This window comes from Lentzea sp. NPDC042327, from assembly GCF_040647275.1.
Taxonomy (GTDB): domain Bacteria; phylum Actinomycetota; class Actinomycetes; order Mycobacteriales; family Pseudonocardiaceae; genus Lentzea.
On the sequence record NZ_JBEZBX010000004.1, the window covers coordinates 436964 to 462086 of the forward strand.

General features: G+C 70.8%; 17 protein-coding genes. 10 read left to right on the forward strand and 7 right to left on the reverse strand.

All coding sequences use genetic code 11. The features are described 5' to 3' along the window. The first annotated feature begins 18 nt into the window (after positions 1 to 18). From AB0A63_RS12865 to AB0A63_RS12885, 5 genes are all read left to right on the forward strand, one after another. On the forward strand, positions 19 to 1488 hold the full coding sequence (locus AB0A63_RS12865; RefSeq protein WP_360389365.1) for a glycoside hydrolase family 43 protein: 1470 nt from the start codon (positions 19 to 21) through the stop codon (positions 1486 to 1488). Further along, complete coding sequence (locus AB0A63_RS12870) at positions 1485 to 2828, forward strand: PHB depolymerase family esterase (RefSeq protein WP_360389368.1); 1344 nt, start codon at positions 1485 to 1487, stop codon at positions 2826 to 2828. The genes AB0A63_RS12865 and AB0A63_RS12870 overlap by 4 nt, the downstream gene beginning before the upstream one ends. 133 nt (positions 2829 to 2961) lie before the next feature. Further along, a complete protein-coding gene (locus tag AB0A63_RS12875; RefSeq protein ID WP_360389370.1) occupies positions 2962 to 5805 on the forward strand; it encodes a glycoside hydrolase N-terminal domain-containing protein in 2844 nt (947 codons plus the stop codon). Between the two features lie 45 nt (positions 5806 to 5850). Further along, on the forward strand, positions 5851 to 7158 hold the full coding sequence (locus tag AB0A63_RS12880) for a cellulose binding domain-containing protein (RefSeq protein WP_360389372.1): 1308 nt from the start codon (positions 5851 to 5853) through the stop codon (positions 7156 to 7158). Further along, on the forward strand, positions 7155 to 8477 hold the full coding sequence (locus AB0A63_RS12885) for a ricin-type beta-trefoil lectin domain protein (protein WP_360389375.1): 1323 nt from the start codon (positions 7155 to 7157) through the stop codon (positions 8475 to 8477). The genes AB0A63_RS12880 and AB0A63_RS12885 overlap by 4 nt, the downstream gene beginning before the upstream one ends. A 182-nt stretch (positions 8478 to 8659) precedes the next feature. Here the strand turns inward: AB0A63_RS12885 and AB0A63_RS12890 are convergent, their stop codons facing one another. The 7 genes from AB0A63_RS12890 to AB0A63_RS12920 form a co-directional block, all read right to left on the reverse strand. Continuing rightward, positions 8660 to 9700: a LacI family DNA-binding transcriptional regulator gene (locus AB0A63_RS12890; RefSeq protein WP_360389378.1), complete on the reverse strand. Its 1041-nt coding sequence runs from the start codon at positions 9698 to 9700 to the stop codon at positions 8660 to 8662. A gap of 165 nt (positions 9701 to 9865) precedes the next feature. Continuing rightward, positions 9866 to 12304, reverse strand: a complete 2439-nt coding sequence (locus tag AB0A63_RS12895) for a beta-L-arabinofuranosidase domain-containing protein (protein ID WP_360389381.1) — start codon at positions 12302 to 12304, stop codon at positions 9866 to 9868. A gap of 239 nt (positions 12305 to 12543) precedes the next feature. After that, entirely contained in the window at positions 12544 to 14283 is a 1740-nt protein-coding gene (locus AB0A63_RS12900) for a glycoside hydrolase family 6 protein (RefSeq protein WP_360389384.1), read from the reverse strand. A 22-nt stretch (positions 14284 to 14305) separates the two neighbouring features. Beyond that, a complete protein-coding gene (locus AB0A63_RS12905) occupies positions 14306 to 14773 on the reverse strand; it encodes a hypothetical protein (RefSeq protein WP_360389387.1) in 468 nt (155 codons plus the stop codon). Continuing rightward, positions 14758 to 16023, reverse strand: coding sequence for a lytic polysaccharide monooxygenase (locus AB0A63_RS12910; RefSeq protein ID WP_360389390.1), 1266 nt, complete (start codon positions 16021 to 16023; stop codon positions 14758 to 14760). Before AB0A63_RS12910 ends, AB0A63_RS12905 begins: the two co-directional genes overlap by 16 nt. Positions 16024 to 16048: 25 nt before the next feature. Further along, a complete protein-coding gene (locus tag AB0A63_RS12915; protein WP_360389393.1) occupies positions 16049 to 18832 on the reverse strand; it encodes a glycoside hydrolase family 48 protein in 2784 nt (927 codons plus the stop codon). Positions 18833 to 19143: 311 nt separating this feature from the next. Beyond that, the gene (locus tag AB0A63_RS12920; protein WP_360389396.1) at positions 19144 to 19413 is read right to left on the reverse strand and encodes a hypothetical protein; all 270 of its coding nucleotides are present in this window, start codon (positions 19411 to 19413) and stop codon (positions 19144 to 19146) included. 161 nt (positions 19414 to 19574) lie between these two features. Here AB0A63_RS12920 and AB0A63_RS12925 point away from each other — a divergent pair, with 161 nt between their 5' ends. From AB0A63_RS12925 to AB0A63_RS12945, 5 genes are all read left to right on the forward strand, one after another. After that, on the forward strand, positions 19575 to 20861 hold the full coding sequence (locus AB0A63_RS12925) for a cytochrome P450 (RefSeq protein WP_360389399.1): 1287 nt from the start codon (positions 19575 to 19577) through the stop codon (positions 20859 to 20861). A gap of 69 nt (positions 20862 to 20930) precedes the next feature. Then, complete coding sequence (locus tag AB0A63_RS12930; protein ID WP_360389402.1) at positions 20931 to 22574, forward strand: AMP-binding protein; 1644 nt, start codon at positions 20931 to 20933, stop codon at positions 22572 to 22574. A 47-nt stretch (positions 22575 to 22621) separates the two neighbouring features. Then, entirely contained in the window at positions 22622 to 22897 is a 276-nt protein-coding gene (locus tag AB0A63_RS12935; RefSeq protein WP_360389405.1) for a hypothetical protein, read from the forward strand. Then, entirely contained in the window at positions 22894 to 24090 is a 1197-nt protein-coding gene (locus AB0A63_RS12940) for a hypothetical protein (RefSeq protein ID WP_360389408.1), read from the forward strand. The genes AB0A63_RS12935 and AB0A63_RS12940 overlap by 4 nt, the downstream gene beginning before the upstream one ends. Then, positions 24087 to 25043, forward strand: a complete 957-nt coding sequence (locus AB0A63_RS12945) for a ketoacyl-ACP synthase III family protein (RefSeq protein WP_360389411.1) — start codon at positions 24087 to 24089, stop codon at positions 25041 to 25043. The genes AB0A63_RS12940 and AB0A63_RS12945 overlap by 4 nt, the downstream gene beginning before the upstream one ends. The last annotated feature ends 80 nt before the right edge of the window (positions 25044 to 25123 follow it).

The following is a 25123-nucleotide window of genomic DNA, read 5'->3' on the forward strand; positions in this document are numbered from 1 at the left end:
TGCCCTCGGGAGACGAGAATGGTCACGACACGCAGGTTCTGGACGCACCTCGCCCTGGTGGCGGGCATGCTCCTGGCGGTGTCCGCCCCCGCGAGGGCGGACAACCCGATCGTGCAGCACATCTACACGGCCGACCCGGCCCCGCTCGTCCACAACGGACGGGTCTACCTCTACACCGGACACGACGAGGACGGCTCGACCTGGTTCACCATGAAGGAGTGGCGGGTCTTCTCGTCGGCCGACATGGTCAACTGGACCGACCACGGCTCGCCCATGAACCTCGGCACGTTCAGCTGGGCCAAGCAGGACGCGTGGGCCGGCCAGGCCGTGGAGCGCAACGGCAAGTTCTACTGGTACGTCCCCGTGGTCAACCGCGCCACCAACCGGATGGCGATCGGCGTCGGCGTCTCCGACAGCCCCACCGGCCCGTTCCGCGACGCGCTCGGCCGCCCGCTGGTCGAGAACGGCGAGATCGACCCGTCGGTCATGATCGACAGCAGCGGCCAGGCCTACCTGTACTGGGGCAACCCCAACCTCTGGTACGTCCGCCTGAACGCCGACATGACCTCCTACTCCGGCGGCGTCAGCCAGATCCCGCTCACCACCGCCGGGTTCGGCACCCGCACCGGTGACCCCAAGCGGCCGACCCTCTACGAGGAAGCGCCCTGGGTGTACCAGCGCAACGGCCAGTACTACAACGTCTTCGCGGCGAAGTGCTGCTCGGAGTTCATCGGGTACTCGACCGCGCCGGGCCCCACCGGTCCGTGGACGTACCGCGGCACCCTGATGCCCACGCAGGGCAGCGCGTTCACCAACCACCCCGGCATCGTGGACTTCAAGGGCGGCTCGTACTTCTTCTACCACAACGGCGCGCTGCCGGGCGGCGGCGGTTTCACCCGGTCCGTGGCCGTGGAGAAGTTCAGCTACAACGCCGACGGCACCATCCCGCAGCTCTCCATGAGCACCACCGGGCCACCGGCCGCGGACACGCTGAACCCGTACGTGCGCCAGGAGGGCGAGACGGTCGCGTGGGGCAGCGGTGTCGAGACCGAGGTCACCACGGAGGGCGGGCTGAACCTCAGCCACACCAACAACGGCGACTACGTGAAGCTGAAGAACGTGGCGTTCGGCAACGGCGCCGCCACCTTCACCGCACGGGTGGCCTCCACCGTGGCGGGCAGCTCGATCGAGGTCCGCTCCGGCAGCGCCACGGGCGCCCTGGCCGGCCGGTGCTCGGTGCCCAACACGGGCGGCTGGCAGGCGTGGACCACCGTCACCTGCCCGGTGAGCGGCCTGACCGGCACCCGCGACCTGTACCTGAGGTTCAGCGGCGGCAGCGGCTACCTGCTCAACCTCAACTGGTGGCAGTTCGGTCCCGCCGGCACGAGCTCCGCCGTCCGAGAACCGATCACGGAGGACACCATGTGCTCGACGATCCAGACCGTCGCCGCCACCAAGGCGAGTGACCTGACGTGCGGTGCGTCATGACCGCTCGCGCGCACTCGAGGAGGTACGGGCTCATCGCGCTCGTGCCCGTGCTGCTGCTGATGCTGGCCGCTCTCGCGGTCTCCCTGGTGCCCCAGCCCGCGCAGGCCGCCTCACTGGTCCGCGTCACGAACTTCGGCGCCAACCCGACCGGCCTGAACATGTACGTGTACGTCCCGGACCGGGTCGCCCCCAAACCCGCGCTGCTCGTGATGGTGCACTTCTGCACCGGTTCGGCCAGCGCCGTGCACAACGGCAACGGGCGCGACTTCGTCACCGCGGCGGACCGGCTCGGGTACGTCATCGTCTACCCGGAGGCCACCCGGGAGGGCCGCTGCTTCGACGTGGCGACCGCCGGTGCGTTGCGCCGCAACGGGGGCAGCGACTCCACCGGCATCATGTCGATGGTCGCGCACGCGCGGCAGGCCTACAACGTCGACCCGGCGCGCATCGTCGTCGCCGGCTTCTCCTCCGGCGCGATGATGACCAACGTGCTGGCCGCCGAGTACCCGGACGTGTTCAGCGCGGGGTCGGCGTTCTCCGGCGTGCCGGCCGGCTGCTTCGCCACGACCAACGGGTCGCTGTGGAACAGCCAGTGCTCCGGCGGCACCCTGCTGAAGACCCCGCAGCAGTGGGGTGACCAGGCCAGGGCGATGTACCCCGGCTACACCGGGCGCTACCCGCGGATGCAGCTGTGGCACGGCACGAACGACACCACGCTGGCGTACCCGAACTTCGGCGAGGAGCTCGACCAGTGGACCAACCTCCACGGGCTGAGCCGCACCCCGGCGTTCACCGACCAGCCGCGGCAGAACTGGACCCGCACCCGGTACGGCGCGACCGGCACCGCCGCGACCGTCGAGGGCGTGAGCATCCAGGGCGTCGGGCACGACCTGCCGCAGTCGGGGATGCTCGCGTACGCGATCTCGTTCCTCGGTCTGGACGCGCCACCGACGACGACCACGACCACTACAACCACGACGACGACCACCACCACCACGACCACGACCACGCCCGTTCCCACGGACGGATGCGCGGTCACGGTCTCGGTCAACGCCTGGAACAACGGCCTGACCGAGACGATCACCATCACCAACACGTCGGCCACCGCCATCAACGGCTGGCAGCTCGGCTTCACGCTGCCCGGCGGGCAGACCATCACCGGCGGCTGGAGCGCGAGCTACGCGCCGGCCAGCGGCGCCGTGACGGCGAGCAACGTCGGCTACAACGGCCAGATCCCGCCGAACAGCTCGATCTCGATCGGCCTGCAGGCCACGCACACCGGTGACAGCGCGGCCGCGTCCGGCTTCACCCTCAACGGCGCGCGGTGCTCCACGGCCTGAGCCCACCGCTGTCCCCAGGCGCCGGCGGGCACCACCGCGTGCCCGCCGGCGGCCCGCACCCCCACCACCCCGCTCCTCGTGGCGAGCCACCAAGGGGAGTTCCGCGATCGCGCACACCCTTTGGAGGACTGGCATGTCCGACCTGAACCGGCGGCAGCTCATGGTGCTCGGCGCGGGAGCTGTGCTGACGCAGGCGGGGTGGACGGCGACCGCGGCCGCCGACCCACCTCGGGCGCGGGCGGCCGGTGACCTCTCGCTCTGGTACGACCGGGCAGCCGGGTCCGACTGGCTGCGCGCGCTGCCGGTGGGCAACGGCAGGCTCGGCGCGATGGTGTTCGGCAACACCGACACCGAACGCCTGCAGCTCAACGAGGACACCGTCTGGGCCGGCGGGCCGCACGACTACAGCAACCCGCGCGGTGCGGGCGCGCTCGCGCAGATCCGCCAGCTCGTCTTCTCGAACCAGTGGTCGCAGGCGCAGACCCTGATCGACCAGACCATGCTGGGCAGCCCGGCCGGTCAACTCGCCTACCAGCCGGTCGGCGACCTCCGGCTGACCTTCCCGTCGGCCACCGCCACGAACTACCAGCGGTCGCTCGACCTCACCACGGCGACCACCGAGGTCACCTACACGGCGAACAACGTGCGCCACCGGCGTGAGGTGTTCGCGAGCGCACCGGACCAGGTGATCGTCATCAGGCTGACCGCGGAGACGGCGAACTCGGTCACGTTCACCGCGGCCTTCACCTCGCCGCAGCGTGTCACGGCCTCCAGCCCGGACGCGACGACGATCGCGCTCGACGGCATCTCCGGCACCCAGCGCAACATCGCGGGCACGGTGCGGTTCCTCGCACTGGCCAGGGTCGTGGCCGAGGGCGGTTCGGTCAGCAGCTCCGGCGGCACGCTGCGGGTCACCGGCGCCAACGCGGTCACGGTCCTGATCTCCACCGGCACCAGCTACGTCGACCACCGAACCGTCAACGGCGACTACCAGGGCCGTGCCAGGACCCACCTGAACGCGGCCCAGGGCACCGCCTACGCCACGCTGCGGTCCCGGCACGTCTCCGACTACCAGGCGCTGTTCAACCGCGTCACGCTCGACCTGGGCCGCACGTCCGCCGCCGACCAGCCGACCGACGTCCGCATCTCCCGGCACGGCAGCACCAGCGACCCGCAGTTCTCCACCCTGCTGTTCCAGTACGGCCGGTACCTGCTGATCTCCTCGTCACGCCCCGGCACTCAGCCGGCGAACCTCCAGGGCATCTGGAACGACCAGCTCGCCCCGGCGTGGGACTCGAAGTACACGATCAACGCGAACCTGCCGATGAACTACTGGCCGGCCGACACCACGAACCTCGCCGAGTGCTTCGAACCGGTGTTCCGGATGATCAACGACCTGACCACCACCGGCGCCCGCACCGCCCAGGTGCAGTACGGCGCCCGCGGCTGGGTCACCCACCACAACACCGACGCGTGGCGCGGCTCCTCGGTCGTCGACTTCGCCGCGGCCGGCATGTGGCAGACCGGCGGCGCGTGGCTGTCGACGTTGATCTGGGAGCACTACCGGTTCACCGGCGACGTGGCGTTCCTGCGCACGTACTACCCGGCGCTCAAGGGGTGCGCGCAGTTCTTCCTCGACACCCTCGTCACCGAGCCGAGCCTGGGCCACCTCGTCACGAACCCGTCGAACTCGCCGGAGCTCAACCACCACTCCGGCGTCAGCGTCTGCGCGGGTCCGACGATGGACATGCAGATCCTGCGCGACCTGTTCGACGGCTGCGCCGCCGCGTCCGAGGTGCTGGGTGTCGACACCGACTTCCGCACCCAGGTGCGGGCGGCCCGGCAACGGCTCGCGCCCACCAGGGTCGGTTCGCGCGGCAACGTCATGGAGTGGCAGTACGACTGGGTCGAGACCGAGCCGAACCACCGGCACGTCTCGCACCTGTACGGGCTGCACCCGAGCAACCAGATCACCAAGCGCGGCACGCCGCAGCTGCACGCCGCGGCCCGCAGGACGCTGGAGCTGCGCGGGGACGCCGGCACCGGGTGGTCGCTCGCGTGGAAGATCAACTTCTGGGCCCGGCTGGAGGAGGGGTCGCGGGCACACGACCTGCTGCGCTCGCTGGTGACCACGGACCGCTTGGCGCCCAACATGTTCGACCTGCACCCGCCGTTCCAGATCGACGGCAACTTCGGTGCCACGTCCGGTGTCGCGGAGATGCTGCTGCACAGCCACAACGGCGAGCTGCACGTGCTGCCCGCCCTGCCACCGGCCTGGCCCGCGGGCAGCGTCACCGGCCTGCGCGGGCGCGGCGGGTACACCGTCGGCGCGACCTGGGCCGCCGACGGCACCGTGACGCTGACCGTCACCCCCGACCGCGACGGCACCGTCCGCGTGCGCAACCGGATCTTCGGCGGCACCTTCGAGCTGCGCGACACCACGACCGGTGCGGTGGTCCAGCCGGCCCAGCCCGAGAGCGGCGTCGCCGAGTTCCCCGGACAGGCCGGGCACGTCTACCGCGCGACCGGCCAGGGCTCGGCTCCGGCGGTGGTGCGGCCGGGCGTCAACTACCGCCTCGTCGCCCGGCACAGCGGGAAGTACCTCGACATCAGCGGTGTCTCGACGGCGGCGGGCGCGCTGCTGCAGCAGTGGTCGCCGACGAGCGGGCTCAACCAGCAGTTCGACTTCCTCGACTCCGGCGGCGGGTACTACCGGCTGCGCGCCCGGCACAGCGGCCTGGTCATGCAGGTCGCGGGCTCGGGCACCGGCGCCGACATCACCCAGCAGCCCGACACCGGTGCGGCCACCCAGCAGTGGCGGGTCGTCGACCAGGGCGGCGGCGTCATCAGCCTGGTCAACCGGCAGAGCGGTCTCGCCATGGACGTCTGGAACGCGGCGACCACCGACGGCACCCGCGTGTCCCAGTGGAACCAGAGCGCGGCCGACAACCAGCGGTTCCAACTCCAGCAAGTCTGACAACCGAAGGGACGACGATGTTCCACCAACACGAGGAGCGCTGCCGTGGCAGGGCCTAGGACGGTGCTGGCGATGGCCGTCGCGAGTGCCGTGGTGCTGCTGGGCGCGGCGGGCATCGCGCTCGGCGGCACGACCACGACCACCGGCGGCGTGGGCGCGGCGGCGGCGACGGCGGGGTGCGGCAAGGCCCCCTCGCTGTCGAGCGGACGGCAGACCATCAGCAGCGGCGGCCAGAACCGCCAGTACATCCTGCGGCTGCCCGCCAACTACGACCCCAACCGGCAGTACCGGTTGTTCGTCGGGTTCCACTGGCTCAACGGCACCGCGAACGACGTCGACACCGGCGGGTCCGACGGCTACAACTGGTCCTACTACGGGCTGCGCAAGCTCGCCGACGCCGAGAACAACGGCACGATCTTCGTCGCGCCGCAGGGCAACAACAACGGCTGGGCCAACCCCGGTGGCCAGGACCTGACGTTCGTCGACGACATGCTGCGGCAGCTCGAGAACGCGCTGTGCGTCGACACGACCCAGCGCTACGCGGGCGGGTTCAGCTACGGCGGCGCGATGTCGTATGCCGTCGCGTGCGCCCGTGCCACCGTGTTCCGCGCTGTCGTCGTCTACGCGGGCGCTCAGCTCAGCGGCTGCAACGGCGGCACGCAGCCCATCGCGTACCTGGGCTTCCACGGTGTCAGCGACAACGTCCTGAACATCTCGCAGGGCCGCGCGCTGCGCGACAAGTTCGTGCGCAACAACGGCTGCACGGCGCAGAACCCGCGCGAGCCCGCCGCGGGCAGCCGCACCCACATCATCACCGCCTACAGCGGCTGCCGCGCCGGGTACCCGGTGGTGTGGGCGGCGTTCGACGGCGGGCACACCCCCGGCCCGATCGACTCCGGCGGTGACGGCTGGCGCACCTGGACCTCCGGCGAGGCGTGGAAGTTCATCACCCAGTTCGCGGGTCCGCCGATCACCACGACGACGACCACCACGACCACCAGCGACGGACCCACGTCCACGACTCCGCTGCCCCAGGGCGAGTGCAGGGTCGGCGCGGAGGTCAACGCCTGGAACAACGGGCTGACCTCGACCATCACCATCACGAACACCGGCACGGCCGCGATCAGCGGCTGGTTGCTGGGCTTCACGCTGGGCAGCGGGCAGACCATCACCGGCGGGTGGAACGCCACCTACGACTCGCCGACCGGACGGGTGGGCGCGACCAACGTCTCCTACAACGGCGACCTCGCACCGGGCACGTCGACCAGCATCGGCTTCCAGGCCACGCACACCGGCAACACCGCGGCACCGGCGCAGTTCACCCTCAACGGCAAGACGTGCACCTCCGCATGACCGCCACGACAGAGAGCGCGAACACCCTGATGCGTACCAGGCACCTCCTCCGCCGGACGGGGTGGCTGCTCGCGGCCGCCGCGCTGGCGTTCTCCGGCAGCAGCGTCGCCCAGGCGCAGGCACCGGCCGAGCCCGCCCCGCTCGCGGCCACCCCCGGCTGCGGCAAGGCACCGACGCTGCGCAGCGGCAACCAGACGATCCAGAGCAGCGGCAAGACCCGGTCGTTCATCCTGAGCATCCCGGACAACTACGACAACACCCGCCAGTACAAGCTCGTCTTCGGGCTGCACTGGCTGGGCGGCACCGCGCAGCAGGTGGCGGGCGGCGGCAGCGACGGCGACGTCTACGCCTACTACGGTCTGCGCAGGCTGGCGAACAACTCGACGATCTTCGTCGCACCACAGGGCCTCAACAACGGCTGGGGCAACAGCGGCGGCGAGGACGTCCGGTTCGTCGACGACATGATGAGCCGCATCGAGAACGACCTCTGCGTCGACACCACGCAGCGGTTCTCGCTCGGCTTCAGCTACGGCGGCGCGATGAGCATCTCCCTCGCGTGCTCGCGCCCGACCGTGTTCCGCGCCATCGCCGCCATCGCCTCCCCCGGCGAGATCAGCGGCTGCGCCGGTGGCACCGCACCGGTGGCGTACATGGGCATCCACGGCGTCAGCGACAACATCGGCTCCGGCCGCGGCCAGCGGGACCGGTGGGTGCGCAACAACGGCTGCACGCCGCAGAACGCGCCGGAACCGGCCGCGGGCAGCCGCACGCACATCATCACGCAGTACGCGAACTGCCGCGCCGGCTACCCGGTGGTGTGGGCGCCGTTCGACGGCGGCCACCAGCAGGGACCGGTCGACGGGTGCGCGGGCTGCGAGAGCGGTGCCCGCAGCTGGGTGAAGGAGGAGGTCTGGAAGTTCTTCACCGGCGAGACGCCGCCGGCGCCGACCACGTTCCGGCTGCGCGGTGAGGCGGCCGGCCGCTGCCTCGACGTCAACGGCGCGAGCACGGCCAACGGCGCGCAGATGATCACCTGGGACTGTCACACCAACGCGAACCAGCAGTTCACCCAGAACGGCCAGGCGCTGCAGGTGACCGGCAAGTGCCTGGACGCCCCCAACAACGCCGCCTCCGGCGCACGGGTGCAGATCTGGGACTGCCACGGCGGTGCGAACCAGGCCTGGCAGCTCACCGGCAGCGGCACGGTGACCAGCGTCCAGACCGGGCTCTGCCTCACCTCCGCCGGCACGGGCAACGGCGCGGCCGTGACGGTCGCGACCTGCCAGGGCGGTGCCAACCAGCGCTGGGCCAAGGCCTGACGTCCTGCCAGAACCGGAAAAAGAGGAGTGCGCGACTCTCTCCGCCGAGCGCCGCGCACTCCTCCAGGACGGTGTCCGAGTGGTGGAGGTCCACCCGTGCGGGCCGCATTCCGCACGCGCGGCACCACCACCCGACCGCCCGGTCCGCGTTCCCGGCCGCGAGGCCGGGTCCGGTCGCCGGATCAGCCCGACGACCCCGTTCTGCGGTGCTGGTGCGGCACCGCCGGGTCCGGGGTGCTCGCCCGCCGCGAGAGCCGCGGTGGCAGCAGCATCAACGGCGGTGGCTGCTTGCCGTCGAGCTTGGCCGCGAGCAGGTCGACCGCGTGCCGGCCGAGCTCCTCCGCCGGCAGCCGCACCGAGGTGAACGGCGGCGACAGCTGCTCGGCGAGCTCGTCGGGGCAGATCGCGACCACGGCGACGTCACCGGGCACCTGCCGCCCGGCCGCCCGCAGGCACGACGTGATCCAGCCCAGCGCCGCCTCGTTGTGCACCACCAGCGCCGTCATCGACGGGTGCGCGCGGACCAGCGCCTTGGTGGCCCTGAGCACCGAGTCGTGGTCGTCCTCGACCGCGAGCGCGGTCGCCGCCACTCCCCTGCGCATCGCCGCGGCGCTGAAGCCGTTCATCGTGCGGTGCGCGGACCCGGTGCTGCGCCGGTAGACCGCGCTCGGTGCGCCGAGGAAGCCGATGGACCGGTGCCCGAGGTCGGCCAGGTGGTCGACGCACTTGGCCCCGGCCGCCTCGAAGTCGAGGTCGACGCAGGTGAGCCCGCGCGCGGTGGCCGGGTGTCCGATGAGGACGGACGGCTTGGACAGCTGCCGCAGCAACGGCACCCGGTCGTCGTCCATCTCCACGTCCATCACGAGGAAGCCGTCGACCTGGGCGCTGTTGGCCGCTCTGCGCAGCCCGGAGGCGCCGTCGTCCGCCGTCATCAGCAGCAGGTCCATGTCGTACCGGCGCGCGGTGGTCACCGCGGCGGTGACGAACCGCATCATGCCCGACAGGTGCATCCCCGCGCGCAGCGGCAGCACCAGCCCGATCACGTTGGTCCGGCTCGAGGACAGGCCCCTGTCGGTCACGTGCGGCTGGTACCCCAGCGCCCTGATGCTCTCCCTGACCCGCGACTTCGTGTCGGCGGAGATCGACCGCTTGCCCGTCAGCACGTAGGAGACGGTGCTCGGCGCGACTCCAGCGTGCCGAGCGACGTCCGCGATGGTGACCACACCGCCTCCTTCCCGCGTTCACCCGCTGTAGCGTTCCGACACCATAGAGATCCGGTTCAGTCCGTTACAAGAGTGATGTTCGCGTTAACATTGGTCATTTCTAGTGGTCCAGACGAATTCCGTACCGTATGGAAAGTTTTCGGTTGGGCACGCTCACAAACCCGGTCAAGGATCGGCGCAGAGGGCGGCGACCTCGCCGGGTGCCAGTGCGCGGCCGTAGACCCGCAGGTCCTCGACGGCCGCGTCGAGGTGGGCGTCGCCCGCGTGCTGCGACCGCCCGAGCCAGTTCTGGGTGGTGCTGCCGAGCACCGCCGGGCTCACCGGGAACTCCGCGTCGCGTGCGACCTCCGCGCCGTTCACGTACAGCACGGCGAGTCCACCGGCCTGCGTGACGACGAGGTGCGTCCACTCGTCCACCGCGACCGGTCCCCCGTCGAGGTGCCGTTCGGCACCCGCGCCACCGGTCGTGATCGCGTACCGCACCCCGCCCCGGGGTCCGTGCGGCGTGAGGAACAGGTAGGAGTTCACGCCGCTGCCGAAGTCGGCGAGCCGCGCTCCCGCGACCGCCGACCGCGGCCGCACCCACACGGCCAGGCTGAACTCGCGCGCTCCGGTGAGCAGGCCCGGTGGCAGCACCACGTGCGCGCCCGCACCGTCGAGCGACAGCGCGGCCCCGGTGCGCCCGGTGCTCCAGCCCGCGCCACCCGCCAGCGTCGCCCGCTCGCCACCGGTGGCGTCCGCGGCGGTCGAGCCGCGGCCCTCGCCGAACCGGAAGTGCGCGATGAACGGCGGTGGCGCCGGGGTGTCGCCCACCCGCCAGTAGACGGTGTAGCGCTGACCGTGCAGCCGGAAGAACGGCAGCAGCGTGACCGGGCCCGTGCTGGCCATCGCGGTGTAGCGCAACGGGTTCGCGGTGGGCCGCAGGGTCGCGGTGCGCAGCGTGGGCAGGTGGGCGAGGTCGTTCGTGCCGTACGCGCCCGCGAGCACGATCGGCCCCACCTCGACCGTCCGCACCCGCTTGTCGTCCGGTGCCCGCCGCAGGTGCAGGTGCATCGGCAGGGTCACCTCGACCACGTCCCCGCTGCGCCAGTCGCGGTCCACCCGCGCGTAGGTACCGGGCGTGACGGGCTCCGCGTCGACGCCGTTGACGTGCAGCAGCGCGCCCCGCGCCCAGGACGGGATGCGCACGCGCAGCTCGAACCGGCCGGTACCGGTGACGGTGAGCCGGGTCGCGCCCTCGTCCGGGAAGGACGTCTCCTGCCGCACCACCACGCCCCTGGCCGCCCAGGTGAGCACGGACGGGATGAACAGGGTGACGTACAGCGTGCGGCCTGCGTGGAAGTAGATGCTGCCGCCGTGCCCGGTGTCGGTCTCCAGGCCGGTGCCGTGGCAGCAGGTGAAGTCGTCGTAGTCGCTGCTGTAGGTGCGGATGCCGCCCGCGCGCAACGGCGTGAAGGTGCTGTGGTGGCCGTGCCGGGAGGTGGGGTCCTGCGCGCCGAGCAGGTGGTTGTGGAGCGCCTTCTCGTAGAAGTCGAAGTACCCCGGCTGACCGGGGTCGGTGCGGAAGAGCTGCCGGGTCAGCTTGAGCATCGTGTGGGTGGTGCAGCTCTCGCAGGTGTGGTCGGACAGCTCGGTGGCGATCCGGTGCGGTGGCTTGAAGTGCCCGTCGTTGGACGTGCCGCCGATGGCGTAGGTGTGCGCGCCGGTCACGATCCGCCAGAAGTTGACGGCGATGTCGCGGTAGCGGGTGGTGCCGGTGGCGTGGTAGGCCCTGATCGCCCCGAGCACCTTGGGGACCTGGGTGCCGGCGTGCAGGCCGTTGAGCTCGTCGGTGCCCAGTGCGAGCGGGTCGAACACCGCGGAGTGCTCGAAGAACCGCGCGGCGGCCAGGTGCGCCGGGTCGCCGGTGACCTGGTAGAGGTTCACCAGGACCTCGTTCATGCCGCCGAACTCGGTGCGCAGCACCTCCTGGCGGTGCGCCTCGGTCAGCCGGCCGGCCCGCCACCTCACCCAGGCCGCCATCCCGGTCAGCACCCGCAGCGCCCGTGCGCTGCCCATCAGCACGTGCACGTCGAGCAGTCCCGCCATGATCTTGTGCAGGGTGTAGTAGGGCGCCTGGACCGGCTCCCCCGCCTCGACCCTGCCGAAGAAGCCCTCCGGGAACGCCGCGAGGTACCCGGTGCTGTAGCCGGCGGTCCTGGCCCGGTCCTGGCACAGCGCCAGCTGCTCGACCAGGTGGTCGGCCCCGGCGGTGAACGCGGGGTCGCCGGTGCTCGCGAACGCCTGCGCGAGAGCGGACAGCACGTGGCCGGTCGAGTGGCCGCGCAGCCCGCTGTCCTGCGCCTCCCAGCCGCGGCACGGGATGACGCCCGAGGGCAGCCCGACGTTGCGGCGGAACGTGTGCAGCAACCGGTCGGGGTCGAGGAACCTCAGGTAGGCGTGGGTGCGGGAGGTGTTGTCCAGGAACGGTCCCGGCAGCAGCGCCACCGCGCCGAGGGGGAACGCCTCCGCGGCCACGCCGAAGTCCTGGCGGGCCTGGCCGGTGCGCGGGTGCGTGACCGGCGTGCCGGCGGACAGCACGCCGTGGCGCGGGAGTTCTGGCATCGCGCATGACCTTTCGCAGGGGCCGGGCCATCCGCAGCGTGGTGCCGACCCGGGCCGGACACGAGGTCGGCCCGGGATCGGCTGCTGCCTTCGAACCACGTCGAACGCACGGGGTGCCGCCGCGCGCCGCCGCCGCGGGTGCGGCGGCGGCGGGGCTCCTGCGCGAGCGGAAGTCGCGCAGGAGCCGTTTCACAGCGGTACCGCGGTGGTGCCGGTGGTGCTGTGGTGCGGTGCTCCGGTCACAGCGCCGGGTAGGCGTTGCGCATGAGCTCCTGGAACTGCGCGGAGAACCACTTGCCCGACAGCGGGGCGTCCGGCAGCGCACCCGACAGGTTGTTGCCGTTGCGGATGTTGCCGGTGTAGGTCGGGTCGCACATCTTGTCCGCGCCCTTGCCCTCGTTGTTCGGGATCTCCTTGCTCGCACCGTCGGACTCACCCGGCGGCTTCACCCACACGTAGGCGTCGATGCCCGGCTCCGGCGCCGCCTTCGGGCGCTCACCGAGGCCGGCACCGGACTGGTTGCACCAGTTGCCGAGGTGGATGCGGCGGTCCAGCTTGCCGCCGTTGACGTAGGCGTCCACGGTCGTCTGCGGGCCGGGACCCGTCGGACGGGCGCTGCCGCCCCAGCCGTTGCGGCTGGTGTCGATCAGCATGCCGACGTTCGCGTCGAAGCCCGCCTGCACGGCCCGGTTGCGGAACGCCTGCGCGTAGGACAGCTCGTCGACGTAGCGGTTCCAGTCCACCCACTTCGACTGGCGGACCGAGGTGCCGTTCACCGAGTCCTCGATCTTGAAGTACGGCTCCTTCAACGCACCGTAGTTCGCGGTGTTGGCGATGAAGCCCTGCACGTTCGCCTTCGTGCTGCCGGACGCGTTCGCCGCCTGGAACAGCAGCTCGGCCGTCGCGCCGAAGTTGTCGTCCCAGCCGATCCAGCCGTGGTGGCCGATGTCCAGGTAGTTGTAGACGTTCGGCACGGCACCCAGCTTCGCGAGCGCGTAGCCGACACCGGTGATGTAGTTTCCGTTGGCCTTCATCACGTCGCAGTTCGCCACCGCGGTGGGCCGCGGCGTCACGTTCGTGATCAGGTTCGGCAGCGAGTCGATCTCGACCGTGGTGACGATCCGCAGGTCCTTGTACGCGGGCCGGGCGAGGATCGCCGCGATCGGGTCGATGTACTCGGTCTTGTAGCGACCGATCTCGTCGGGCTTGAGCTCACCGTTCGACGCGAGCGCCGAGCAGTCGCGACCGGGCAGGTTGTAGATCACCAGCTGGATGACGAGTGGTGAGCCCGCCGCCTGGCGCACCGCCTCGTCCAGGTGTCCGACCAGTCCGCGCGAGTCCACGGTGCCGGTGATCGCCGCGATGCGGTCGAGCCACACGGCGGTGGGCTGGTTCGCGATCCGGCTGCCGCCCGGCTCCGCCGAGGCCTTGGCCGCCCAGTCCGGGTTGACGTACTGCTTCGCACCGACGTACGGGTTGTCGACCTTGCCGTTGCCCGGGTCGGGACCGGGGCCGTTCGACGTCGTCGTGGTCGTCGTCGTGGTGGTGGGCCCGACCTCACCGGTGCACTGCGTGCCGTTCAGCGTGAACGTCGCCGGGCTGGCGTCGTTGGCGCCCGCACCGCTGCCGTTGAAGCCGAGCTCGGTGGACGCGCCGGTGCCGAGGTTGCCGTTCCACGACAGGCTCGTCGCGGTCACGTCGGCACCCGACTGCGCCCAGGTCGCGTTCCACCCCTGTGCCACGCGCTGGTTGCCGGGGAGGGTGAACTTGAGCGTCCAGCCGCCCGACACGGCGTCACCGAGGTTGGTGATCTTCACCGAGGCGCCGAACCCACCGCCGCCCCAGCTGTTCGCCTTGTAGTCCACCCGGCAACCGGGTGCGGCGCCCGCGGGTGCGCTGAGCGCCACCCCGAACGTCGCCACGGCGGTGGCGACCACGACACCCGCCGCGGCCCACCGCCTTTGTCCGTTGAGCGTCATTGCTCCGGATCTCCTGTCTCTCTCAGTGGTGTTTGATCGGGACGAGCGAACACGCGGTGGGCGTGCACTCGAGTCTGTTGAGTCCCAGGTACTCCATGCCCTCCGAGCCGGTCAGCGCGAAGCCGTCGCCGAAGGCGAGGTCCGGGTCGCCCCGGACCTCGCCGTTCGCGAGCGCCGCTCGCCAGGCCTCTTCCAGCCCTGGCCGCAGGACCAGCAGCCCGAGCCGTTCGTACGGCTCCTTGCTGCAGGTCCCCCACTCCGCGATGAACGGCGCGTAGACCTTGGCGCGCACCGGACCCGCGAACTCCGCGAAGTCCGCCTCGCGCCGGACGGTCGTGCACTCGTCGGTCAGCCGGTTGAGCCAGGCGGCGATGCCGTCGACCCCCTTGCTGAGGTCAGGGGTGGGTTCGGCGCGCCCGACGAGGAGGGCGAACGCGACCGAACCCACCACCAGGAGGGCGAGCAGTGCCCTCGTCAGCGGACGGCGCACGCCGACCCGTTGAGGGTGAACGCCGTCGGGTCGACCGGCGTGGACGTCGTCGTCGCGTTGAAGCCGAACGACGCCGTTCCACCGGGTGCGATGTCCGCGTTGTAGTTCGCGCCCTTCGCCGTCGCCTTCCCGTTCGCGACCGTGACGGTGGCCGACCACGCCTGCTGCAGCTGCTGGCCGGACGGCACGTCCCACACCAGCTGCCAGGCGCTGATCGCGCTGGTGCCGCTGTTGGTCACCGTCACGTTCGCGGTGAAGCCGCCGTTCCAGGAGCTCGGCCGCGCGTACGCGACCGTGCAGGAGCCGGTGGGTCCGCCGCCACCCGTGGACGTCCTGACCGTGACGCTCGGCGACGCCGGCGAGGCGTTGCCCGCCGAGTCGGTCGCGACCACCGTGAACGAGTACTGCGTGTCCGCGCTCAACCCGGTCACCGTCGCCGAGGTCGTCGACGTGGTGGCGACCACCTGGTCACCGCGGTAGACCCGGTAGCCGGTCACGCCGACGTCGTCCGTCGCCGCGCTCCAGTCCAGCTTCACCGAGCTGCTGGTGACACCCGACGCGACCGGCGTGCCGGGCGTCGACGGGGCGGTGGTGTCCGGCGTGCCGGTGCCACCGCCGAACTGGACGTCCGAGCAGCTGTAGAACGCCTCCGGGCTGTCCGAGCGCTGCCACAGCGAGTAGATGATGTGCCGGCCGGTCTTGTTGGGGAGCCGGGCCTGCCACGCGTACTCGCCGTTCACGAGCGGCGGGTTCGTCACCTTGTCGAACGGCACGGACTCGAGGTCCGACCACTTGAGCGGCTTCGTCACGTCGAAGCCGTCCTTGGTGACGTACTGCTCCCAGGTGCCGGGGTGCGGTGCCCACGCGTTGTACCGGAACGTGACCGAGGCGTTCGCCTGCACCTGCGTCACCGGCCAGTCGGCGCGGGCGAGGTTGTAGGCGGCGAACTTCGTGGTGGGACCGCACAGGCTGCCGTCGGGCACGATCTCCCGGTGGCGGCCGCCCGCGTTGCTGATCAGGTTGCCGAACCAGTCCCACAGCGGCTGCTTGCCGCCCTGGGCCACCGCGGCCTGGCAGGCCGGGTTGGTGGGCTGCAGGTCACCGCCACCGCCGCCGGTCCGGCCGTCCTCGTAGCAGAGGTAGGTGCGGCTGCCGGGCCAGACCATCGAGCCGTGCGCGACCGCGGTGCCGCCGGTCTGCACGAGCAGGGCACCGGTCGTGGCAGCAACGAGCGCAAGCGCCGTTGCCATGCGTTTTCTCATCTCGCTACTCCTCTCACCCGTAGAGCTCTGCGTGCAGCGAGAACGCCGTGGCGATCTCGGTCTGCGCCCAGAAGCGGTGGTAGGTGAACGTGGGTGCCGGGCCACCGTCCAGGTAGGCCTGGACCTTCGGCCACTGCGGGTCGTTGCGGAACATCGACCGCATCGACAGGAACGACGAACCCTGCTTGATGTCGTCGCCGTTCGGCATCTTCCCGGTCCAGCCCGGCGGCACGTACGGGCCCTCGAGCGTGCTGGTGTTGTAGACGTCGTCGAACCGGTTGTAGTCGGACCGGGTCTCCGGCGTCGCGATGCCGAGGCTGTCCTGGTGCGAGAGCAGCCCGGTCAGCAGTGCCTCACCCGTGGTCTTGGCCGCGGCGTCGCCCGACCTCGACGCGTAGTTCAGCAGCACCTTCGCGTACGACGCGGCCACGCCGACGTCCTGGTTGTGGTTCAGCACCCGCACCCGCAGGTTCGCGTTCGCACCGGGGTTGGTGGCGTTCCACGTGTCGGGCGCTCCCGACCACTCCAGGTCCGCGGGGATCTGGAAGTTCGTGCCGGTGGTCGTGTTCGCGATGGCCCACGGCACCCACTTGTCGAGGATCTTCTTGGCGCGCGCGTCACCGGTCAGCCGGTACAGCGCGGCCGTGCGCTCGATGCCCCACACCTGGAAGCCGAACCACCGGTTGCTCGGCGGGTCGCGCCACACCGGGTGGGCGTCGTAGTACATGCCGTAGAAGGTCGGCGTGCCCGCCGGGGGCGAGGCGTACTGGCCCTCCCAGCTGTTCGTCACACCGCCGGCAAGACCGCCGTCGGCCGACTGCAGCCACTGCAGCATCTCGAGCTGCCGGTCGAGCGAGGTCGCCCAGTCCTGCTGCCCGGTCGCGGACAGCGGCTTGAGCGCGGGCACGTTCGACAGCGCGTACGCGGCCAGCGGGTTCTGGTAGCCCTGGTGCGAGGCACCGTCACCGATGCGCCACGCCCAGCCGGCGGACGTGTCGGTCGCGCCACCCCACGCGTAGTACCAGGACATCAGGTAGTGCGCGCTGTTCTTGCCGGTCGCTCCGGGACACGTCGTCGGGCTGGTGCAGTTGCCGATGCGCTTGAAGTACTTGTCGAACATGGCGTACCGCAGGTAGTCGCCCATCTTGGCCGACTTGCCGATCTCGCTCGCGATGTCGCCGGCCTTGCCCTGCGCCGTGGCCCACTGCTGGGCGAGCAGCGCCACCTGCACCACGCGGGCGTCCGCGTCCGGTGCGTTGGTGTACTTCCACTGCTTGGCGTAGGAGGAGTCCTTGGTGAACAGGTCGAGGAACCCGTTGGGGCCACCGTGCTTGAACGTGTCGCACGAGGGCTGCGGGATCGTCTCCCACACCGACTCCGACGAGCCGCGCTGGTAGGTGTTGATGTACGCGGGCGCCGTCGTGCCGTCACCGCAGCGGCCGAAGCCGTAGGTGTTGTCGACGTCGATCAGCCAGTGCATGCCGTAGACGTCCGAGCTGCCGTACGCGGACTTCAGCTCGTTCGCGATCGGGTCGGTGCCCACCGGCGCGGTGCTGCTGAGCACCGACGGGTACTGGTCCATCCGCGGGTGCTCGGGCGCGTAGGTCGCCGGCTTCGACGGGTCGTACTTGTCGTTGGTCGGCTGGTCGGCCTTCGCGGGGATGATGTACTTCTCCATCGACGCGAACGCGGACTTGAACGGCGCCCAGTCACCGGTGACGCGGCCGTAGCTCGCCTCCAGCCACAGGTAGTAGCTGTAGGCCTCCGACGTCGTCTGGTGGCCGTGGTCGGGTGCCTCAACCATCAGCGTCTCGACCGAGTGGTACGGCACGAGCAGGTCGCCGAACTTGCGGAAGTAGCCGCTCGCCGGGTCCTTGATCTTGTTGTACTGGTCGAGGAACGCCTTGTTGAAGTCCGACGTGCTCGGGTCGAGCTCCTTGACCGTCACCGTCGCCGGGGTGTGCCCGCTCGCCGACGCGGTGAACGTCGCGGTCGCGAGGTCACCGCCGTTGGCCGCCGACGTCACCGTCACCTTCTGCTTCGCGGTGCCGGACAACGTGAACGTCGTCGGCGTGGCGGTCAGGTCCGCGCTGCCGCTGCGGGCGAGCGTGACCGTGACCGGTGAGGTGGGTGCCGTGGCGAGGGAGACGTCGAACGTGGCCGTCTGCCCCTGCTTCACCGAGACCGCGCTCGGCGAGGCCACCACCGCGGGTCCGGCCAGCACCTTGACGGCCACCGGCGTGGACGTCGTGGTGGCGCCGCGGTTGTCGGTCGCCCGCGCGGCGATGCTGTGGTCACCGGCCGCGACCCCGGACCAGGTGCCGGTGAACGGCGCGCTGGTGTCGGTCGCGATCAGCTGGTCGCCCGCGTAGAAGTCGACCTTGGCGACCGTGCCGTCGGAGTCCGCCGCGGTGGCCGCGAGCGGGATCGACGCGGGCACGGTGTAGCTGCTGCCGTTGGCCGGGGACGTCAGCGCCACGGACGGCGCCTGGTTCGGGCCGGTGCAGGACACCCCGTTCACCGCGAAGTCCGTCGGTGGCTGGTTGGTCGAGCCCTTGCTGCCGTTGAACCCGACCGAGGCGCTGCCGCCGGACGGGATCGTGCGGGCCCAGTCCGGGTTGGTCACGGTGACGACCGCGCCGCTCTGGGCGAAGGTCCCGTTCCAGCCCTGCTGGACGCGTTGCCCGTCGGGGAACGTCCAGGTGAGCTTCCAGCCGTTCAGCGCCTCACCGTCGTTGCGGATCGCCACGCTGGCGCCGAAGCCGTTGTTCCATTCATTGGTTACCGAATACGTCACGGTGCAAGCAACCGCGAGCGGTGCCGCCACGGCGGGTACCCCGCCCATGACCACCACCGCCGCAACTGTCAACGCCGTTGTTCGCCGAGTCATGCCGCCGCCCTCTCGACAACTGGGAGCGCTCCCAGAGTTCACGGCACTGTAACGCGGGCCACATCGACCAACTGGCCGCCGGTGCAGCGGCTGTTGAACCGGAAAGGCGTTGTCGTTGCGCCACTTGACACAGCACCGGTTCGTCCACCGGTTACTCTTACTGCTCTCTTCGAGTGGAATTCTGGGAGCGGTCCCAGATGAGGGCGGGGATGCCCGCCTCACGGTGAAGACTCCTCTGGGCCCCTCAGCCACGCCCGGTTCTCGCACCGGCCGTGACCACGCTCTTGCCGCTGCTCGCGCCGTCGAGCGGGTACGAGCAGGGCAGCGTCTTCACCGAACCGCCCCGGTCGCCCGTTCCCGAAGTGGTCGTCGCGCGCGACCAGCGAGCTGCCCTCGCCGCGGTGGAACGGGTCCTGGATGTTCTCGAAGCAGTTGCCTGCGACGAGCACACCGGCCTCCGTGGTGGACGCGACGCCGTAGCCGGTCACACCGCCGCAACAGTTGTCGTGGACGTGCACCGGACCGGCTGCCGTGCAGCCGATGTTCCACCCTGCGGCACACGCCGTTGTCGCCTGAGGAGGAGCCGACCTACGGTTCGCCCGGAGTAGAGACTGTGCGAGCCCGACGCTCCTGCCGCGAAAGGCACACCATGTCCACCCCCAGTTGTCTTGCCCACTCCTCCAGCACCTCGGTCACGCCGGCGGAAACCTCGTTCCGGCCCCTCGACTCGGAGGACTACCGGCGCGCGGCAGCCCCTGCTGTCTTCGCCGAGCTGGCCGCGCGAGGTCCCATCCACCACGTCGTGCTCCCCGGTGAGGCTCCTGCCTGGCTCGTGACGCGGCGGGCCGAGGCCGAGGCAGCGCTGCGCGACCCGAGGCTGACGAAGGACCCGCTGGAGGTCGCGCGCTACGGACAGGCCGTCGGCCGCCGACGCGTGCCGGAGGACTTCACCGCGGTGAGCGGACGGCAGTTGATGAACCTCGACGGAGCCGACCACGCGCGGATCCGGCGGGTGATCACCAGGTACCTCGTCGACAGCGCCGTCGCCCGCAAGCAGACCGTGCTGACCGAGACGGTCCGGCACCACGTCGACGCCCTCGCCGCCGAGGAGACCGCTGACCTCGTCGCGGACTTCGCCGTACCCCTCGTCAACGACGTCATCGGCCGGATCATCGGTGTCCCACCGGAACTGAACGAGATCATCATGACCGGAGGGGCGTTGTTGTTCGGCCCGGACGACCCGACCGCACCGGCGATGATCGACGCGTACCGGCAGGTCACCGCTGCCGCAGGCCGCGCTGTTGCGGAGGGTTCCACCGCGGAGGGCGCGGACGACCTCCTGGGAGGGCTCGCGTGCGCGGTGCGCGACGGGCTCGTGAGCAGGCGGGAGGCGGCGTCCAACCTGGCCATGGTGATGATCGCGGCGACCGGCGGTCCGGTGAAGATGCTGGCTCATTCCGCGGTCGCGCTGCACGACGACCCGCTCCTGCGCGACGCGATGCTCAGCGGCGACCCGATGGCGGTCGTCGAGGACCTGCTCTACCAGCAGCCTCCCATTCCGTTCACGAGCTGGCGGTTCGCCACGGAGACGATGGAGATCGCCGGGCAACAGGTGCGCGCGGGCGACGCCGTGATGGTCCTCATCGCCACGGCGAACAGCGAGCCCGCTCCACCGGCCTGCCCTTCCGGCGCTCCTGCGGCTCCAGGTGAACGTGCTCCGGCGGAGCGGCGGCCCGAGAGGAACCTCGCGTTCGGCGGCGGCCGGCACCGCTGCCCCGGCCAGTCGCTCGCACGACGGTTGGCCGCGACGGCACTGCCCGCCCTCTTCCGCGCGTTCCCCTCCGTCCAGTTGCAGGTCCCCGGCACCGAGCTGATCTGGCGAGGTGGTTTCGGGCCCCGGGGGCCAGGACGCGTCCCCGTCCGGTTGCGCAGCTGAACAGAACGCCGGGCGATGTCACCACCCGGACCACCACCCTCCGAACATCGCGCAGATCAGGAACCCCGCATGCCCAATGACGGCCGTGCCGCCGCGACCACCCTCGCCGAACTGATCGACCACCTCGACGACGAACACGGTGGCGTGCTCGTCCGGTTTCCCGTCACCGGTGAACAGCAGTGCCATGCGGACGTGCCCGCGCTGGCATGGGGCGTGGCCGATGAGCTCCTGCGGGCCGGTGTCGAGGAGGGCTCCGTCGTCGGAGTCCTGTCCGGCACCGAGCCAGGTTTTCTGCCTGCCGTGTTCGGTGTCTGGGCCGCCGGCGGAGCGATCACCGTGCTGCCGGTGCCACCGATGCCGACGCCTCCCGAGTCCGTCGCCGCCGCGCTCGGTCCCGTGGCGGGCCTGCTGACCCACGTCGTCGTCACGGACAGCCAGATCGGTGTGGCCGAACAACTCGCCGCGCGCCATCCGGAGTTGCGCGTGGTGCGGGTCAGCGACTGCGCGCCGAAGCCGAGGATCGCGTCTTCCGCGCGACCCGAGTCCCCCGCCGTCGTCCAGTTCACGTCGGGCAGCACCTCCCGGCCGAAGGGCGTCGTGCTGTCCCATTCGGCCGTGCTCGCCTGCTTCGCGTCGACGGCGTCCGCGAGCGGCGTCGCCGCGGGGGACATCTTCGTGTCGTGGGTACCTGTGTTCCACGACTTCGGTCTCATCACGATCCTCTTCGGACTGTGGTCGGGCTACGAGCTGCACCTGTTCTCGCCGTGGCACTTCATCCGCAGGCCGCGCAAGGTCATCGAACACATGAGTGCCGCTGGTGCCACTGCGTTCGGTGGTCCCAACTTCGCCTACGACCGCATCGCCACGGCCTACGACGACGGTCTGCTCGACGGGCTCGACCTGAGCAGGTGGCGACTGGCGCTCAACGGTGGCGAACCCGTGAAACCCGGCACGGTCGAGCGCTTCTCGGCCGCGCTGGGCCCCGCCGGGCTCGCCCCCGGCGTGTTGTTCCCCGTGTACGGCATGGCGGAGGCGACGTTGTCGGTCGCCTGCCCGGAGCCGGGTACGCCCGCTCGGGCGTTGTGGCTCGACCGCGCGTCGCTCGGAGATCGACGGGTCGCCGTTCGCGTGCCGGACGGTTCCTCGGACGGGATCGGACTCGTGTCGGTCGGCCGGCCCGTGCCCGGCATGGAGCTGAAGCTGCTCGCCGACGACGGAACGGAGGTCGCGGACGGCTCCGTGGGCGAGATCGTGCTGCGCGGGCCCTCGGTGATGACCGGGTACTGGGACGACCCCGTCGCGACCGCGACGGCGATCCGCGACGGCTGGTTGCAGACCGGTGACCTGGGCGTGCGGATCGCCGGTGAGCTCTACGTGACCGGCAGGCGCAAGGACATGATCATCGTTGCGGGCCGCAACTTCTACGCCGAGGACGTCGAAGACGTCGCGCGCACACTGCTGCCACCGGAGCTCGGTCGCTGTGTCGCGTTCGCCGACACCGACGAAGAACGCGTCGTCGTGGTGCTCGAGACGTCCGATCCGGCAGCCGGCGCCGAACTGGGCGACAAGGTTCGAGGACTTGTGTCAGCACGTCTGGACCTCGGCTCGGTCGACGTGTACGCGGTGCCGCGCAACACGTTGCCGCGCACGACCAGTGGCAAGTGGCAACGCAGGCTCACCTCGCGGTTGTTCCGCCAGCTGACCGGATCCTGACGGTCCGCTCAAGGCGGAACCAGTCTTTCCTGCGAAGGAGTTCAACCATGGCCGACACGGCTCGCACTGAAACCGACTACCTGGAGCTCGTCCGCAGCGCGTTGACGCACGCGCTGGAAGTCGAACGCGAGGACACCGACCTCGGTGAGGACGTCGAGCTCGTCGGGATGCCGAACATGAGCTCTCTCGCGATGCTGCGCGGTCTGATCCACGTCGAAGGTGTGCTGGGCTTCGAGCTGGCGGACGACCGACTGGTCACCGTGCGCACCATCGGCGAACTGGCAGCCGCGATCGCGGAGCAGGACGAGGAGTCCGCCCGATGACAGCGCGAGCTGTGCGTTGTCCGCTGCACACGAGCGACTACACCACCTCTCCTCATCCCGCGGTCTTCGACGAGCTCGCCGACAGCGGCCCCGTGCACCGCATCTCGCTCCCCGGCGAGGTGCCGGCGTGGTTGATCACCGAACGCGACCTCGCCGAACGGACCCTGCGCGACCCGCGGCTGGTGAAGGACCCGATGCGGGTGGCGCGGTACGGCCAGCCCGTCGGCTCCCGCCGCGTGCCGGACGACTTCGCCTCCGTGGGTGGTCGCACGATCATGAACCTCGACGGCGACGACCACGTGCGCATCCGGCGCGTCATCGGCAGGCGGCTGTCCGGTGCCGCGCTGACCACCGCACGGCCGATGGTCGAGACGCTGGTGCACCACCGGCTCGACACCATCGCCGGAGCCGGCACGGCGGAACTGGTCGAGGACTTCGCGGTCCCCCTGGTCACGGACGTGATCGGACAGCTCTTCGGGGTGCGCGAGGACTTCACCCGAGCCATCGTCACCCACGGCAGCAAGCTGTTCGGGCCGCAACACCCGGCAGATCCGGACATGCTGGCGGCTTATCCCCTGCTCGTCCAGGCGTTGAACGGGGCACTGGCCGAGGGCATGTCGAAAGAAGGCCGCGACGACCTGCTGGGAGATCTGCTCGCCGCCCAGCGGGATGGCAGGCTGCGCAAGCGGGAGACCATGTCGAACCTCGCGCTGCTGATGATCGCCGCCGCCGACCCGGTGATCGCGCTCATCTCCCGCGGCGTCGCACTGGTCCAGGCCGACAGCCACGCGCGTGCCGAACTGCTGCACGGCGACGCTGACGCCGTGGTCGAGTCACTGCTCCGCGAACAACCGCCCATCCCCTTCACCGGCTGGCGGTTCGCCACCGAGCCGATGGACCTCGACGGCCACTCCGTCGCACCAGGCGATGCGGTCCTGGTGCTGATCCCAGCCGCGAACCGCGCGGTGGACGCCGGGAACCGGCAGGGGCACCTCTCCTTCGGCGGCGGAGTGCACCGCTGTCCCGGCGGTCACCTCGCGCGCATCGAGGCGGTCGCGGCTCTGCGCGGGTTGTTCAGCCGGTTCCCCGATCTGCGGCTCGAGCTGCCGTTCGAGGAGTGGGTGTGGGTCGGTGGTATCGGTCCGCGGGTCCCTGAGCGCGTACCCGTCCTGCTGAACGGCGCAGCGCGGTGAGGGTCGCGGGAGCGATCACGATCGCGGGAACCGCCCTGTGGCTTCCCGACGAGGTCTACTCGGCGTCCGAAGCGCAGACGGCGGGCTCGGTGACGGCGGCGGATTCCGAAGGCGAGCTCATCGGCCGGCTCCCGGTGGCGGACATCGCACCACCCCGGATGGCCCGGCTCGCCGCACAACGCGCACTGGAGCACGCGGGGGTGACGGCAGCGGAAGTAGGGCTGCTGGTGCACGCCTGGGTGTTCGACCAGGGCCCGCAGACGTGGACTCCCCCGCATCGTGTCGCACGGGAGCTGGGCGCGCGCCGCTGCGCCGCGATCGGCATACGACAGATGTCCAACGGTGGTGCGGCCGCGATGCAGACCGCCATCGCCCATCTCCTCGCGGAGCCTCGCGCAGCCTCCGCACTCGTGACCACAGCGGACAACTTCAGCAGCCTGCCCTACGACAGGTGGCTTTCGGTGCCACCGCTCGGCGACGGTGCCACCGCCGTCGTGCTGACCAGAGGCCCCGGCCCGCAGGTGGTCGAATCCATCACGACAGCGGGCGATGCCGGGATGGAACTGCACTTCCCCACCTCCGATCCCTTCGAACCGGGTGCCGCCCGCACGGCCGGCTCACCCAGCAGGCAGGCGCTGCACGCGTTCGCCGCCCACGTGCGCGACGCCGCCGAGCAGGCGCTGGAGGACGCCGGGCTGGACTGGAACGACATCAGCTCCGTGCTGCTCCCCCGGCTCGGCAAGACGTTGGTGAGCCACCTGGCCCGCACCGGACTGCCCGCTGGTGTGGCCGATCGAGTCGTCCGGACGGGATACGCGACCGGGCACCTCGGTTCAGGCGACATGCTGGCCAACCTGGCCGAGCACCCGGGTCCGCAGAAGGACGAGCACCACCTGCACGTCAGCACCGGGGCAGGACTCACCACCACCTGCTTGATCACCCGTGGTCGCTGAGCATGGACGGACGGCACACGCCAGGTGTGGTGGGCAGGCCGGTGTGTCACCGGTTCCTCTTCTGAGCGCGGTCAGCGAGA